This is a genomic window from Xenorhabdus vietnamensis, from assembly GCF_002127535.1.
Lineage (GTDB): Bacteria > Pseudomonadota > Gammaproteobacteria > Enterobacterales > Enterobacteriaceae > Xenorhabdus > Xenorhabdus vietnamensis.
This window is the reverse complement of record NZ_MUBJ01000016.1, coordinates 64,940-78,680: the sequence shown is the minus strand read 5'-3', so window position 1 is coordinate 78,680 and position 13,741 is coordinate 64,940. Positions and strand designations below refer to the sequence as shown.

Annotated in this window: 16 protein-coding genes; 10 read left to right on the top strand and 6 right to left on the bottom strand. The window is 41.9% G+C overall.

The features are described 5' to 3' along the window. Nucleotides 1-168: 168 nt before the first annotated feature. From Xvie_RS14155 to radC, 4 genes are all read right to left on the bottom strand, one after another. Nucleotides 169-1,287, bottom strand: coding sequence for a glycosyltransferase family 4 protein (locus tag Xvie_RS14155; protein WP_086109946.1), 1,119 nt, complete (start codon nt 1,285-1,287; stop codon nt 169-171). A 152-nt stretch (nt 1,288-1,439) separates the two neighbouring features. Next, nucleotides 1,440-1,607, bottom strand: coding sequence for a 50S ribosomal protein L33 (rpmG, locus tag Xvie_RS14150; RefSeq protein ID WP_010847629.1), 168 nt, complete (start codon nt 1,605-1,607; stop codon nt 1,440-1,442). 11 nt (nt 1,608-1,618) lie between these two features. Further along, entirely contained in the window at nt 1,619-1,855 is a 237-nt protein-coding gene (rpmB, locus tag Xvie_RS14145) for a 50S ribosomal protein L28 (RefSeq protein WP_010847630.1), read from the bottom strand. 276 nt (nt 1,856-2,131) lie between these two features. Continuing rightward, on the bottom strand, nt 2,132-2,824 hold the full coding sequence (radC, locus tag Xvie_RS14135) for a RadC family protein (protein ID WP_086109977.1): 693 nt from the start codon (nt 2,822-2,824) through the stop codon (nt 2,132-2,134). Nucleotides 2,825-3,057: 233 nt separating this feature from the next. On the opposite strand from radC, the gene coaBC reads away from it, so the two are divergent. The 3 genes from coaBC to slmA all read left to right on the top strand — a co-directional run bounded on the left by coaBC (nt 3,058) and on the right by slmA (nt 5,540). Next, the gene (gene coaBC / locus Xvie_RS14130) at nt 3,058-4,302 is read left to right on the top strand and encodes a bifunctional phosphopantothenoylcysteine decarboxylase/phosphopantothenate--cysteine ligase CoaBC (protein ID WP_086109945.1); all 1,245 of its coding nucleotides are present in this window, start codon (nt 3,058-3,060) and stop codon (nt 4,300-4,302) included. Next, entirely contained in the window at nt 4,280-4,738 is a 459-nt protein-coding gene (gene dut, locus Xvie_RS14125; protein WP_086109944.1) for a dUTP diphosphatase, read from the top strand. The genes coaBC and dut overlap by 23 nt, the downstream gene beginning before the upstream one ends. Nucleotides 4,739-4,940: 202 nt before the next feature. Continuing rightward, nucleotides 4,941-5,540 carry a nucleoid occlusion factor SlmA gene (slmA, locus tag Xvie_RS14120; protein ID WP_086109943.1) on the top strand — a complete coding sequence of 200 codons (600 nt, stop codon included), beginning with the start codon at nt 4,941-4,943 and terminating at the stop codon, nt 5,538-5,540. A 292-nt stretch (nt 5,541-5,832) separates the two neighbouring features. Here the strand turns inward: slmA and pyrE are convergent, their stop codons facing one another. Together pyrE and rph are read right to left on the bottom strand one after the other, a co-directional pair. Beyond that, a complete protein-coding gene (pyrE, locus tag Xvie_RS14115; protein ID WP_086109942.1) occupies nt 5,833-6,474 on the bottom strand; it encodes an orotate phosphoribosyltransferase in 642 nt (213 codons plus the stop codon). A 96-nt stretch (nt 6,475-6,570) separates the two neighbouring features. Next, nucleotides 6,571-7,314, bottom strand: a complete 744-nt coding sequence (gene rph / locus Xvie_RS14110; protein ID WP_086109941.1) for a ribonuclease PH — start codon at nt 7,312-7,314, stop codon at nt 6,571-6,573. A gap of 125 nt (nt 7,315-7,439) precedes the next feature. Between rph and Xvie_RS14105 the strand changes: the two genes are divergently transcribed. From Xvie_RS14105 to Xvie_RS14075, 7 genes are all read left to right on the top strand, one after another. Beyond that, a complete protein-coding gene (locus Xvie_RS14105) occupies nt 7,440-8,303 on the top strand; it encodes a YicC/YloC family endoribonuclease (RefSeq protein WP_086109940.1) in 864 nt (287 codons plus the stop codon). A gap of 184 nt (nt 8,304-8,487) precedes the next feature. Further along, nucleotides 8,488-9,759 carry a tyrosine-type recombinase/integrase gene (locus Xvie_RS14100; RefSeq protein WP_086109976.1) on the top strand — a complete coding sequence of 424 codons (1,272 nt, stop codon included), beginning with the start codon at nt 8,488-8,490 and terminating at the stop codon, nt 9,757-9,759. Continuing rightward, a complete protein-coding gene (locus Xvie_RS14095) occupies nt 9,756-10,454 on the top strand; it encodes a hypothetical protein (protein WP_086109939.1) in 699 nt (232 codons plus the stop codon). The genes Xvie_RS14100 and Xvie_RS14095 overlap by 4 nt, the downstream gene beginning before the upstream one ends. A 489-nt stretch (nt 10,455-10,943) precedes the next feature. Beyond that, complete coding sequence (locus Xvie_RS14090; protein WP_086109938.1) at nt 10,944-11,180, top strand: helix-turn-helix transcriptional regulator; 237 nt, start codon at nt 10,944-10,946, stop codon at nt 11,178-11,180. Nucleotides 11,181-11,297: 117 nt separating this feature from the next. After that, nucleotides 11,298-12,137, top strand: a complete 840-nt coding sequence (locus Xvie_RS14085) for a hypothetical protein (protein WP_086109937.1) — start codon at nt 11,298-11,300, stop codon at nt 12,135-12,137. 22 nt (nt 12,138-12,159) lie between these two features. Then, nucleotides 12,160-13,179 (top strand): P2 family phage major capsid protein, encoded by a 1,020-nt coding sequence (locus Xvie_RS14080; protein ID WP_086109936.1) that lies wholly within the window; start codon nt 12,160-12,162, stop codon nt 13,177-13,179. Further along, entirely contained in the window at nt 13,176-13,697 is a 522-nt protein-coding gene (locus tag Xvie_RS14075; protein ID WP_086109935.1) for a GPO family capsid scaffolding protein, read from the top strand. The genes Xvie_RS14080 and Xvie_RS14075 overlap by 4 nt, the downstream gene beginning before the upstream one ends. Nucleotides 13,698-13,741: the final 44 nt, after the last annotated feature.

The window sequence follows — 13,741 nt, the reverse complement described above, 5'->3', positions numbered from 1 at the left end:
CCAAGGATTGGTACTTAAGGCACTATACAGCAAACTCATTAAATGTTCTATTTACTGTTAAAAAATACTATAGGCCTAAAAAATAAATTTATTTCAAATGGTTAAAAAAAATAGCGATTATTCCATCAATATTGATAAAAACAATATAAACAAAAAATAAACAAAATATCACCGCTTGCTTTCTATACTGCGATTAAAAATAGATTCCATTTTGTCTAACATATTATCCATACCAAATAAATAAGTTGCCCGCTTCAGTGAAGCATCTCCCATTCGTAAACGCAGCCCCGCATCATGCATTAACAAATCTAACTTTTCTGTTAATTGTTCGACATTTTTAGGTTCGATAATATATCCCGTCTCTCCATCAATTACAGCTTCTGTAATCGCTCCCACTGACGTAGATACAACAGGCAATCCACATGCCATTGCCTGCATGATGCCTTGAGGTACACCTTCATTACCAAACGAGGGTAAGGCAAAGATATCCATTGAATTTAGGCAATCAGGAACATCCTGCCGATTACCAAGAAAAATGACGCTTTCTGCTAACCCTTCCCGCTGAACCTGTGGCTCTAAATTCTTTCTCTGAGGGCCATCTCCCACAAACAGCAATTGCCAATCAGGATAACGTTGATGAAGAATCTTCCAGCTATCAATCAGATAACGATGCCCTTTCCATGTTCTCATTGTGGCAACAATGCCCAGAGTTGGCTTGTCTTTAATGCCAATACGCTGACGATTCAAGGACTTGTTTTCCGGATGAAAACGCGACAAGTCTATCCCCGTTGGTACAGAAGTCATATGAGAAAGAGGGTAATTATTATGTACATGCAGATACTGACGCAGTTTCTCCCCTGTTGTCACAATATGCTGACCAGCATGCAAATACAGCCAACGAGTTGCAATGGATTTTGAAACATGGGTCGAGACGTGACGGGTTCGGACTATCGGGGGCATATCTTTTAATGTTGTGCATGCCGCAGCCACTAGCCAAGAGTCCGTAGAACTATGGGTATTGATCACGTCAAATTGACGACCTTCTGTCTTTAGCCAACAACGCATTGCCCGAAAACAAGGAAGACGTTTTTTTTCAATCGGGAGGGCAACAACAGGCACACCGTAATGATGAGCTTCACGGTACAGGGTTGAAGTTGGACAACATACTATAACTACATGATGCCCACGTTGTATCATACCCTGAGATTCTGTCAGGATACGTATCTCCTGCCCTCCCCAGCCACACGATGATTCTGTATGTAAGATACTCAAGGTCTTTCTAGCCATTAGAGCCACACCTGACGGTTTATATTAAAAAAGCGCTAGTATAGCCGAACAGTATGTGCCGTCCATATATAACCCAATTTTAACTACCGTGGTGCGATCTACAGACATAAAAAAACCCAGCATTATGCTGGGCTTTTTATAATCCACTAAAATTATTTAATTTTAGCTTCTTTGTACATAACATGCTGACGAACAACTGGATCGAATTTTTTCATTTCCAGTTTTTCAGGCATAGTACGCTTGTTCTTCGTAGTGGTATAGAAGTGACCTGTACCAGCAGAAGAAACCAGCTTAATTTTATCGCGAATACCTTTAGCCATTTTTCAGCTCCTTAGTACTTCTCACCACGGGCACGCAGTTCAGCCAGAACTGTATCGATACCCTTTTTGTCAATCACACGCATACCTTTAACAGATACACGCAGAGTTACAAAGCGTTTCTCAGACTCAACCCAGAAACGATGAGAGTGCAGGTTAGGCAGAAAACGACGCTTAGTCGCATTTAATGCGTGGGAGCGGTTGTTACCACTCACTGGGCGCTTGCCAGTAACTTGGCAGACTCGGGACATGTCTATTCTCCAAAAATCAAATCAGCTCGAGCTTTGTATTGGGTGTGACCGCCTCGTCAGGCTTAGGAGCCCATCTCAGCAAACTTTCTTTACTGAAAAGAACGTTACCGAAAAGAACGTCACTGAAAAGACACACATTTTCTCAGCAAAAAATATACTGAGATAGGCTCTTCTCGCCAAACCCAAGATCCTCAAAGGTGGCGTAGTATACGCCCTCATTCGCTGATGCTCAAGTCCCGAACAACTAAGATCTGATCGTACCGCGAAAAAACCGTACTAAATCCAACCTCTTTCCATAAATGAGACACAATATTGCTTGCCAATAACAATATGATCCAAAACCTTAACCCCCACCAAGTCACAAGCCTCAATAATTTTTTCTGTCACCAATTTATCAGCCAGACTAGGCTCTGGATTACCTGAAGGATGATTATGAGCAAGAATAATTGAGGCAGCATTCACTTTAACCGCCTGTTTCACAATTTCACGCGGATGAACTTCAACCTTGTTTATCGTTCCCTTAAACATTTCATCATGGCAGATGACTTTATTTTGGTTTGTCAAAAACAGCACGACAAATACTTCCCGATCTTGCCAAGACAATAAATCCTGCAAGTAATTCTGGGTCATCGTGGGGCTGCTCATGATATCTTCGTGGATAAACTGACTGGAAAAAAATCGTTTTGCCAATTCAGATACCGCCTGCAATTGCACATACTTGCATCGCCCCATCCCCTTATGTGCACAAAAATCAGCGTAATCAGCGGATAAGAGATGATAAAGCGAGCCAAATGATTTCAGCAGATACTCTGCCATTTGCACAACAGGAATACCCCTGGTTCCCGTGCGCAAAAAGATAGCCAATAACTCTGCATCCGTTAGAGAAACAGCCCCATAAGCCAGTAATTTCTCCCTGGGAGGAAGATTTAAATGCAGTTCATCACTTCTTTCCATTACCATGAAATCCATAACAACGCCCCCCATGACGATGGGAGCCATTAATCAATATTTACTCGCACGCCATCCTGAATCACGCAGTTACTATTCCATGCTGAAAAAAACATCGCTAGTTCGATTTGTGTGGCTTGCGCAGCGCTTCGCAAACTGGCCATTTTTGACTGCTTAAATAGGGGCGATTCTCAACTCAATATTTTCTTATGATAGAATCTTAAGGAATTGCAACTTACATCTGGACAATCAAAATGACAGGATTTTCCGGCACAAAATTTTCTGATAATCAGCTTTCTGGCAAGCGTATAGTCCTCGGAATCAGCGGGGGGATCGCCGCTTATAAAACAGCCGAACTGGTGCGTCGTTTGTGTGAACGCGGTGCTCAGGTACGTGTTGCCATGACTCCCGCAGCAGAAGCTTTTATCACTCCATTGACCTTACAGGCGGTATCTGGCCATCCCGTTTCTGATGATCTTCTGGATCCTGCGGCCGAAGCAGCCATGGGACATATCGAACTGGCAAAGTGGGCTGATTTAATCATTCTCGCCCCCGCCACCGCTGACCTGCTGGCTCGCTTAACCGCAGGCATGGCGAATGATTTAGTCACTACAATCTGCTTGGCTTCCTCTGCACCTATTGCCATTGCACCTGCAATGAACCAACAAATGTACCGTGCACAGGCAACCCAACATAACCTGAAGATACTTAAAGAACGTAATGTATTGATTTGGGGTCCAGATGAAGGCAGTCAGGCATGTGGCGATGTCGGACCCGGAAGAATGTTGGAACCCATGACGATTGTCGAGCGGGCAACGCAACATTTCAGCACCGAGCAAGATTTTTCTGGTCTACGTATCACAATTACCGCCGGGCCAACCCGCGAAGCCTTGGACCCCGTCCGTTTCATCAGTAATCACAGCTCCGGTAAAATGGGATTTTCCATTGCACAGGCAGCAGCAGAACGTGGCGCTGAGGTGACATTAATCACGGGCCCCGTTAACTTACCGACCCCGCAAGGCATTAAACGCATTAATGTCAGTAGTGCATTGGAAATGCATGAACAAGTTCAGGCCACCACAACCTCACAGAATATCTTTATCGGTTGTGCTGCCGTGTCTGACTACCGCTTCAAGCAAATCTCGACAGAGAAAATCAAAAAACAGGGTGATGAAATCACATTTACACTCGTAAAAAATCCTGACATTGTAGCGAGCGTTGCCGCAATGGAAAAAGATCGCCCATTTGTCGTTGGATTTGCAGCCGAAACCCAGAATGTGGAAGAATACGCCCGCGGAAAACTCAGGCAGAAGAATCTGGACTTGATTTGCGCGAATGATGTATCCCTGGCCGGACACGGTTTCAACAGCGATACTAATGCATTACATCTATTTTGGCATGATGGCAGTATTCATTTACCCCACAGTGGTAAATTACAACTCAGCCACCGCTTATTAGACGAGATACTCAAACGCTATGATGAAAAAAATCGACGTTAAAATCCTTGATCCCCGCATCGGGCAAGAATTTCCTTTACCGACTTATGCTACACCTGGCTCTGCGGGTTTAGATTTACGTGCTTGTCTGGATAATGCAGTGGAATTGGCTCCCGGCCAAACTGAACTCCTGCCAACCGGCATTGCCATCCATATTGCAGATGAAAAATTGGCAGCGGTCATTCTTCCTCGTTCTGGACTGGGACACAAACATGGCGTTGTTCTGGGCAATCTGGTGGGGCTTATCGACTCCGATTATCAGGGGCAATTGATGGTTTCAGTTTGGAACCGAGGTGATAAAACTTTCACCATCGAGCCTGGTGAACGCATCGCTCAAATGGTTTTTGTCCCCGTAGTACAGGCTGAATTTAATTTGGTTGAAGATTTTGAGACGAGCCAACGTGGCAATGGTGGTTTTGGTCATTCCGGTCGTCAATAACTTTCCATAGAGCCTGATACCGTCAGCCGATTTTCATATTTTTTGCCCACAATGTTTTTGACCACAATGTTTTTGCCTAACATGTTCTCGCTTAACATAGTGACTGACAAAAACATTGTTTTTGTCAGTCATAACGTTGTGGCAAGTTGTAGCAAAAAGTAGCTGGATTTGTTTTGCTGTTTTAGCAGGGGTTTTATCAGACATGGCAGAAAAAGAACGTACAAAAAAGAAAAATAGACGCGAGGAAATCTTGCAGACACTGGCACATATGCTGGAGTCCAGTGATGGTAGCCAACGCATTACTACTGCAAAACTTGCCGCAAACGTTGGCGTTTCTGAAGCAGCTCTTTACCGTCATTTTCCGAGCAAAACCCGGATGTTTGACAGCTTGATTGAGTTTATTGAAGATTCCTTAATTTCACGCATTAATCTGATCCTGCAAGATGAAAAGGACACCATCACACGTATTCGGTTAATCCTCGTTCTTCTATTGGGTTTCGCGGAAAAAAATCCGGGGCTAACCCGTATCATGACTGGCCATGCTCTAATGTTCGAACAAGACAGATTGCAAAATCGCATCAACCAGCTATTTGAGCGAATTGAAATGCAACTTCGTCAAATTTTAAAAGAGAAAAAAATCCGTGATGGCCAGGGATTCAATTATGACGAAACCGTATTGGCATCACAGTTATTGGCGTTTTGTGAAGGGATGCTCTCCCGTTTTGTTCGCTCTGAGTTTCGCTATCGCCCAACAACTGAATTTGAAGTCCGATGGCCGTTGATATTGACCCAACTGCAATAATCCACCACGACAATAGATCATCGCAGCATCGTAAATTCTCGCATTGCATATAGCATGCCTCGCATACGATGAATGATAACGTGCGGATTTTTTATTAAATTATTTTCTATTCAGTTGTGTTAGTATGTTCCAACTCATTGAGTTCACTACTAAGTGACTCAATAATGGCATCCTTGTCGAAATCCTTATCAGTATGCGGGTGCCATTTCTACTACTCACCCCGCCCACCTTTGGGCGAGGGATTTTTTTTAGCCTACGTTCGTTGTTACCAACTAACAGCATTTACTGACTATCAAATACCGTATTCTCTGCGGTAAGCTTCTACAGCTTCCAGATGAGATTGCATCTCTGGATTTTCACGCAAATAACTCACCAAATCATTCAAAGTAATAATGGAGAAAACCTGACAACCGTAGTCACGTTCAACTTCTTGAATGGCAGAAAGTGTTTCACGTCCACGTTCCTGACGATCCAGACACAAAATCACACCAGATAGGGTTGCTCCATGCTGCTTAATGATTTCCATTGATTCACGAATCGCCGTGCCTGCTGTAATGACATCATCCACAACCACGACATTACCTTGCAGAGGGCTACCAACCAGCGATCCACCTTCACCATGATCTTTAGCTTCCTTGCGATTAAAGCAATAAGGCATATCGATATCATGACGGTCAGCCAGCGCCACAGCAGTAGTCGTCGCAATCGGAATACCCTTGTAAGCCGGCCCAAACAGCAAATCACACTTAATTCCGCTATCCAGCAGTGCTGCCGCATAGAAACGACCAATCAACGCCAGGTCACGCCCGGTATTAAATAGACCCGCATTGAAAAAATATGGGCTTTTGCGACCAGATTTCAGCGTAAATTCGCCAAATTTCAGCACCTGTTTTTTCAGTGCCAGCTCAATAAATTCGCGCTGATAGGCTTTCATTGGAGTTTCTCCTCTTTGATTCTTGTTATTCATTACTATATTGCAGCTATATTGCAGACATAAAAAAGGCGACTCTTCAGCCGCCTGTTCCATTTATTATTTTAATGGATTTTGTTCTAACGCATCTCGCTGCGCTTCGAAAATAGTATCTAATCCCTCTTTTGCCAATGAGAGCAATGAGAGCAACTCATCATGACTGAAGGGTTCACCTTCTGCTGTGCCCTGTACTTCAATCATTCTACCGTCATCCATCATGACGATATTCATGTCAGTTTCAGCCGCAGAGTCTTCAACGTACTCCAGATCGCAACGTCCTTCACCCTCAACGATTCCAACAGATACTGCCGCAACCATCGCTTTCAGCGGACTTGCTTTCAGTTTACCATCTGCAACCAACTTATTCAGAGCATCAACCAATGCCACACAAGCACCTGAAATAGCTGCGGTACGGGTGCCACCATCCGCTTGAATCACATCACAATCCACCGTAATGGTAAATTCACCCAGCTTTTTCAAATCAACAGCGGCACGCAATGAACGGGCAATCAGGCGCTGGATTTCCATCGTGCGGCCCGTTTGCTTACCTTTGGCAGCTTCGCGCGCATTACGGCTATTGGTCGCCCGTGGCAACATGCCGTATTCAGCAGTGATCCAACCCTGCCCCTGACCTTTCAGAAAGCGTGGAATTCCTTCTTCAACGGAAGCATTACACAACACTTTGGTATCCCCAAATTCCACCAAAACAGAGCCTTCCGCGTGTTTGGTGTAATGACGGGTCATTTTAATAGGACGCATCTGTCCCGCTGTTCTTCCTGCTGGACGCTTCCCTACTAAGCTCATAGTGTGATCTCCGTTGTTAATGCATTATTGGGGGCGCATTATACGGCTTAAAGCGGCGAATGCCTATCCTGCATCTACATGGGGCGTTATAATCCGCCCATCATTTTATAAATTGGGAACGAATTATGATCCGTAGTATGACCGCTTTTGCACGGCGAGATATCAAAGGAGATTGGGGAAATGCAGCATGGGAGCTGCGTTCTGTCAATCAGCGTTACTTGGAAACCTATATTCGCCTGCCAGAGCAATTCAGAAGCCTTGAGCCTGTCATCCGTGAGCGTATTCGTTCCCGCCTGACGCGCGGTAAAGTGGAATGTAACCTGCGTTTCGAACTGGATGCCCGTGCACAGAGTTCCTTGATTCTGAATGAAAAATTGGCAAAACAACTGGTTGAAGCTGCAAGTTGGGTTAAACAACAAAGTAGTGAAGGTGAAATTAATCCGGTGGATATCCTACGCTGGCCGGGTGTGATGTCTGCCGAGGAGCAGGATTTGGATGTCATCAGCACACAATTGCTGGCGGAATTGGATCTGGCACTGGATGCCTTTATCCAGAGCCGTGAGACCGAAGGACAAGCACTCAAAGCTCTTATTGAGCAACGTTTAGATGCAGTAACCGTGGAAGTGATTAAAGTTCGGGAACAAATGCCGGCAATCCTGCAATGGCAGCGCGAGCGCTTACAGACCAAGCTGGAAGAAGCACAAATTCAGTTGGAAAATAATCGTCTGGAGCAGGAATTGCTTTTATTGGCTCAGCGTATTGATGTGGCCGAAGAATTGGATCGTCTGGATGCTCACGTTAAAGAGACTCGTAATATCCTGAAGAAAAAAGAAGCCGTCGGCCGCCGATTGGATTTTATGATGCAGGAATTTAACCGTGAATCTAATACATTGGCGTCAAAATCAATTAATGCAGATGTGACAAATTCTGCAATTGAGTTGAAAGTGCTGATCGAGCAGATGCGCGAACAAATACAAAATATTGAATAACGTTTCTTAGCATTTCAGAGAAAATCACAAAGCCAGATATACATTGTTATATCTGGCTTTTTTACTATCAGAGCATTGCAGAGCGAATCACAATAGCGCATGATTATTGGGTACACCTAGGTGTACACCTTGGATGTTAGGAATTATTTTAGGTGTACCCGACTTAGTAATGGGAGATAACTCAATGCCAAAACTCACAGATAAGCAGATCAGGGCATGGATAAAGTCAGGGGAAAGATTCGAAGGTAGAACAGACGGGAATGGCTTATATCTGAGCTATAGAGAAAACTATAAAATTCCTGTATGGCGTTTCAGGTATAAATTTGCGGGTAAACGCAGATCCGTATTGCTTGGTTCGTATGTTGATATATCCCTTGCTAAAGCCAGAGAGATAACAAAAGAATTATCTGCCCGTGTGTCACTAGGCTATGACGTTGCGATGGAGAAACAGGAACGCAAAGCCGAAGCACTGGCAAAAATTGAAGCTGAAAAGAATGCTATCAAAGTTTCAGACTTAGCAGCCGAGTACTTCGAGCGCCAGATACTTCCTCGCTGGAAACACCCCGACATATTACGCAGACGTATAGATAAAGATATTAACCCGCGTATCGGTGACATGAAGATCGAGGATGTTAAACCCTACCATATTGATGAAATACTAAAAAGCATCGTTGATAGAGGCGCACCAACCATAGCAACAGATGTTCTCAGATGGGTCAGACGCATATTTGATTATGGTATCAGGCGTCAGCTCATTGATGTTAACCCCTGTTCAGCGTTTGAAGTTGCGGATGCAGGCGGGAAAGAAGTATCACGCGATAGATGGTTAACCAGAGAAGAACTAATCATTGTTCTGAGAGCGTTCAGAACATCTACAATCAGCCGCCAGAATGAAATCAGCTTTAAGATACTACTTGCTCTATGTTTGCGCAAAATGGAGCTATGCGCTGCTCGTTGGGAGGAATTCGATTTTGCTAATGGTATTTGGCATTTTCCAGCAGAACGTAGCAAAAACGGTGATGCGGTAGATATTCCTCTATGTCCACAAGTTATCGATTGGTTTATGGAATTAAAACCAATGTCTTGTGGTAGCCAGTACGTTCTACCAGCAAGAAAAATGCAACACCGCATGATCCCACATATTCAGGAAACCACCCTACCCGTTGCACTTGCCAAAGTAAGACGTACATTACCTGCTAGCATCCCTAACTTCACGATTCACGACTTTAGACGCACCGCCAGAACCCACTTAGCCGCATTAGGTGTTGATCCGTTTGTGGCTGAACGTTGTTTAAATCATCGTATAAAAGGGGTTGAGGGCATTTATAACAGGCATGATTACTTTGATGAACGCAAAGCCGCGTTAGCTCAATGGTGTGATTTGCTGATAACGCTAGAGAACGGCGAGGGTTACAACATTACTCCAATAGAAAAAATTAAAAGGAAATTTGTATGACAGTACCTGAAATTGATGTATTAAAGCTATTTGCCTTACAAGGAACTGCGACGCCTAATGCTGTAGCCCTTTCAATCTTTGGATTAGATCCTTATACATCAATGACAAACATACCAGAAGAATATTCAGAAAATGTTCGTAAGGTAAGAAGTGCTATTTTAAGTAATGTGAACTCCCTCAGCTTGTTTCAGGACAAAAGAAAACACACAAGCGATGTGATTGACTCTGATATTGTGTTTGGTGCTGCATATCAATATATGAGCTTAATAGAAAATATCCCAGAGGTTATTGCATCAAGAATAGAGCAAGCTTTAGACAATATATACAAAGAGCACAAAAAAAATGGTGGATGGGAGGAATATATTAAGGTCTTTGGTGGACGGGCATTAGTTGAAAAAATAGCACTACAGAATAAAAAAGGTCAGGGACAATATCGAAAAAATGATGAGCAAAAAGGAACTTATAAATTAATTGGATTGCTTATATTACTGCTTCAAGAAAAAAGCATAAACGGCTGCCAACCATCAGACAACTACGGCTCAATAGGCAATCCCAGTAAACAACACATATACAATGACATCAAAAAATTAGTTAAAGATATGGAGAGGCCTGATTTTTTAGTTTTGGTTGGACGATCAACATTCTTTAACAAACTAAGCAATGCTGACTACTATTTAAATGGACAAGATGAGTAGTTAGCTCATTAAACAATGGGCTGCTAAATCATCATAAACCTACATGAACGTATTATTGCTTACTTTGTAAGCAATAATGGCGAATGATGATGAATAATGACGGGCAGTGATGGACAGTGGACAGTAAAGAGCAATAGTGTGCAATAACGAGCAATATTGGTAAATATTACTCAGTTTTATGTGGTCTTATGTAGACTTAGTCAAGGTATGACATGGTGTTATCATGGATTGTCACTATTTGCCAACTCTACTCACTATCATTATAAGAAATTTCGCAATATGTTGATATTATATATTATTTTGATTTTTCCTATAATTTTCAAACTTCCATTATTAGCCTAATTTTTCAATGGATCAAAAAAAATTCAATGGATTTTATCATTCTTTTAATGGATTCCATTCTTGGTGGATATCGTAATTCTCAGCCTCTAGAATGCGCTAAACACGTCACAGCAGAGATAGGCATAACATAGGGAGGCTAGGGGCAGCATGACGAAGCAGAAAAAACCACGCATGAAAAATACAAGCCCATACCCTGAAATCGGTAATGCACGTAAACGCCATACCGCTGATTTTCTGGGCATATCTGATTCAACATTACACCGTTGGGTTAAGGATAAAAAGATACCGCAACCTTTTGAGTTAGAAGATGGTTTCTTTGTCTTTGATGCAGCAGAAATACGCAACTGGGTAGAAAATAAAAAATCACGCAGAGAATCAATATAGTTATATAACTTTATTGATAAATTAAATCTCACTCAACATAAATAGCACCCCCCAAAACATCAATTAAATAGGTGTTGAACTTTCACACCCATATATAACCAAAAAAGGATAAAGGTTATGAATGAAGTATCATTTTTCAAAGATGAAAATCTATCATATATTTTTAATTACAAGTTCATACCGTTTACAGAGAACGGCAAGGATACCGGGTTTATGGTTCGAATTATCGAGTTATATAAACTGGCAAATATGAAAGATTCAATTAAAAAATTTACTGAACTAACAGGCTTTAATTTTGATAATCTTCTTCCCACTGTAGAAGAAATAAAACTCCTCATTAAACGAGGAAAAAGTATCGTATCGAGTTATTCAAAGCTTCCCGAAAAAGAGGAAGTTGAACTTAAAAACTTGGTTGATATATTAAATAGCGCTCAAAACGGTAAAATAAACAAACCTGCGGGTTATCATCTCAGTACCCGTGTTTGGATTACTGACATGCATCGCGAAGTAGAAAGTAAAAAAGTTTCTATTGAGCGCGAGAGAGGTAAACTGGAAAAAATGAGTGGTCTCTATGGTTTATTAAACCCGGTCATTGAATGGCTATTATCTGAAAAAACAACGGGGTTTAAAAAAGAATTATTAGAACCCATTCCAAGAGAAATAGTGTATTTAAATTCACTATCATCCGAAATGGGTTGGGGGCATAGTAACACATGCAAATTTATTATGTCAGCAATGGATAAATTGAAAAATTGTATTGATATAGTTATAAAAAATTGTTCTTATCCGATAGATAAATACGATTTAATTCATACTCCATCTTATAGAATTGATTACTATATAAATTATTATAGCAAAGAGAATGGTTATTTAAAAATCGCATTGACCGCTGATGAGTACGTGAAGGCTATGGTTAATGCTAAAAAAAGAATTCAAGATAAATTGAATTACATGTAATGTAAAATATAAGGAAATTATTATGTATATTACTGCCATTCCTGATGTGGCTAGATCTTTTCATGCCAATTTTACCCGTGGGGCTAAATATTCCTCTAGTAATAGTGATACTTTTTCTATTTCTCCGACATCTGAAAATTTATTACGTGTAGCTATTTCAGATTCAAGTTGGTTTTTAAATAAATTAACGTTAGCTGATGTTAGCCAAGAAAATGGCGACACCATTAGTTTAGGTGATAATACCCTCCATACAGGAAGAATCCTTGACGGACGATTCCATAAACGCGCCAAAATGGAAAGTGCACCTTATGCTTTAGAAGAAACAGATACCTGTGCTGCAATTTCTTATGAACAAATGTCACTGATTGCCAACAGTGGCAGTGGTGATGATGAACACTTTACTCAAGTGATGTCTGACTTATTCTCTAAAACAGTATCGTTAGACATGATTAGAATCGGCTTTAATGGTGAATTCTGTGCATTTCCGACTCAGCCCGATATCTATAAACGTGGGCAAGATGTTAATCGGGGCTGGCACGCAATAGCGAAAGAATTTAATCAGGGTTCACAAGTGATCACCGATAAAATTGTCTTAGGTAAGAATGGGAATTTCCCAAATTTAGATACTATCGCAAATTATCTTATCACCAAGAAAATTCCTGAAGAATTCCGAGAAGATCCTCGCTTAGTGGTATTAGTCGGTTCAGAACTGGCGGCGCTCTATCGGGAAAAGTTATTTAGTGCTTCAGATAAAGCGGCAGATATTCAAGCCAGTCAAATGGCGCTCAGTACCATCGCGGGACGCTTTGCGCTCATTCCTCCGTTTATGCCTGGTCGTCGATTGGTTGTGACCACGTTAGATAATTTGCATATTTATACGCTAAAGAATAGCCGACGTTTTCGCGCGGAGTTTGTTAACGAAAGAAAAGCCTATGAGCACAGCTACTTGCGTTATGAGGGTTACGGCTTAGGGGATATAAACCTTTATGCGGCGGTTGATGAAAATGCGATCCACATTGAAGAGGAAGTATTTTCGCTATGAGTGAATTACAGCTAACGACCACTTGGATTTGTGTTGCAACTGAAGGGCAAACCGTCGATAAACGTGTTATCGAAGCACAATGGCTGTATGAAATTGCAGAGACCTACGATACCAACTATTACACCGCGTTAATCTGGGAAGAGCATAACCGAGCACTTGATAATTTAGGGGAAGTGCTCGCTGCTCGAACGGATGTCATTGATGGAAAAGCACGGCTCTACGTGCGATTAAGACCAAATCTAAAACTCATGGAATATAACAGGCAGGGGCAAAAATTATTCTGCTCTATCGAAGTTGAAGAGGATTTTCAAGGTAAGGGTATCTTTTATTTATTTGGGCTTGCTGTTACAGACAGCCCGGCGAGTGTGGGAACCGATAGATTAAAATTCAGTATTAACCGTTCTCACTTTTCCCGAAAGAAAAGTAAGCTTTCGATTAGTTCACCGAGAGTATTCAATCTTTCTGATGGGCTTAAAAATACGAAGAATCGTTGGTTTACCGCAATTTCCGCAGGTTAACACTTTTGCCCGGTTTAGGCTGGGCTATTTTCTCTCTCCTATCA

Excerpts from the sequence above, each read along its gene's own strand:
- Xvie_RS14090 (WP_086109938.1), top strand. The coding sequence starts at position 10,944 with ATGACGAAGCAGAAAAAACCACGCATGAAAAATACAAGCCCATACCCT.
- rpmB (WP_010847630.1), bottom strand. The coding sequence starts at position 1,855 with ATGTCCCGAGTCTGCCAAGTTACTGGCAAGCGCCCAGTGAGTGGTAAC.
- radC (WP_086109977.1), bottom strand. The coding sequence starts at position 2,824 with ATGGATTTCATGGTAATGGAAAGAAGTGATGAACTGCATTTAAATCTT.
- Xvie_RS14095 (WP_086109939.1), top strand. The coding sequence starts at position 9,756 with ATGACAGTACCTGAAATTGATGTATTAAAGCTATTTGCCTTACAAGGA.
- Xvie_RS14085 (WP_086109937.1), top strand. The coding sequence starts at position 11,298 with ATGAATGAAGTATCATTTTTCAAAGATGAAAATCTATCATATATTTTT.
- Xvie_RS14105 (WP_086109940.1), top strand. The coding sequence starts at position 7,440 with ATGATCCGTAGTATGACCGCTTTTGCACGGCGAGATATCAAAGGAGAT.
- Xvie_RS14075 (WP_086109935.1), top strand. The coding sequence starts at position 13,176 with ATGAGTGAATTACAGCTAACGACCACTTGGATTTGTGTTGCAACTGAA.
- pyrE (WP_086109942.1), bottom strand. The coding sequence starts at position 6,474 with ATGAAAGCCTATCAGCGCGAATTTATTGAGCTGGCACTGAAAAAACAG.
- rph (WP_086109941.1), bottom strand. The coding sequence starts at position 7,314 with ATGAGCTTAGTAGGGAAGCGTCCAGCAGGAAGAACAGCGGGACAGATG.
- rpmG (WP_010847629.1), bottom strand. The coding sequence starts at position 1,607 with ATGGCTAAAGGTATTCGCGATAAAATTAAGCTGGTTTCTTCTGCTGGT.
- Xvie_RS14080 (WP_086109936.1), top strand. The coding sequence starts at position 12,160 with ATGTATATTACTGCCATTCCTGATGTGGCTAGATCTTTTCATGCCAAT.
- slmA (WP_086109943.1), top strand. The coding sequence starts at position 4,941 with ATGGCAGAAAAAGAACGTACAAAAAAGAAAAATAGACGCGAGGAAATC.
- Xvie_RS14155 (WP_086109946.1), bottom strand. The coding sequence starts at position 1,287 with ATGGCTAGAAAGACCTTGAGTATCTTACATACAGAATCATCGTGTGGC.
- coaBC (WP_086109945.1), top strand. The coding sequence starts at position 3,058 with ATGACAGGATTTTCCGGCACAAAATTTTCTGATAATCAGCTTTCTGGC.
- Xvie_RS14100 (WP_086109976.1), top strand. The coding sequence starts at position 8,488 with ATGCCAAAACTCACAGATAAGCAGATCAGGGCATGGATAAAGTCAGGG.
- dut (WP_086109944.1), top strand. The coding sequence starts at position 4,280 with ATGATGAAAAAAATCGACGTTAAAATCCTTGATCCCCGCATCGGGCAA.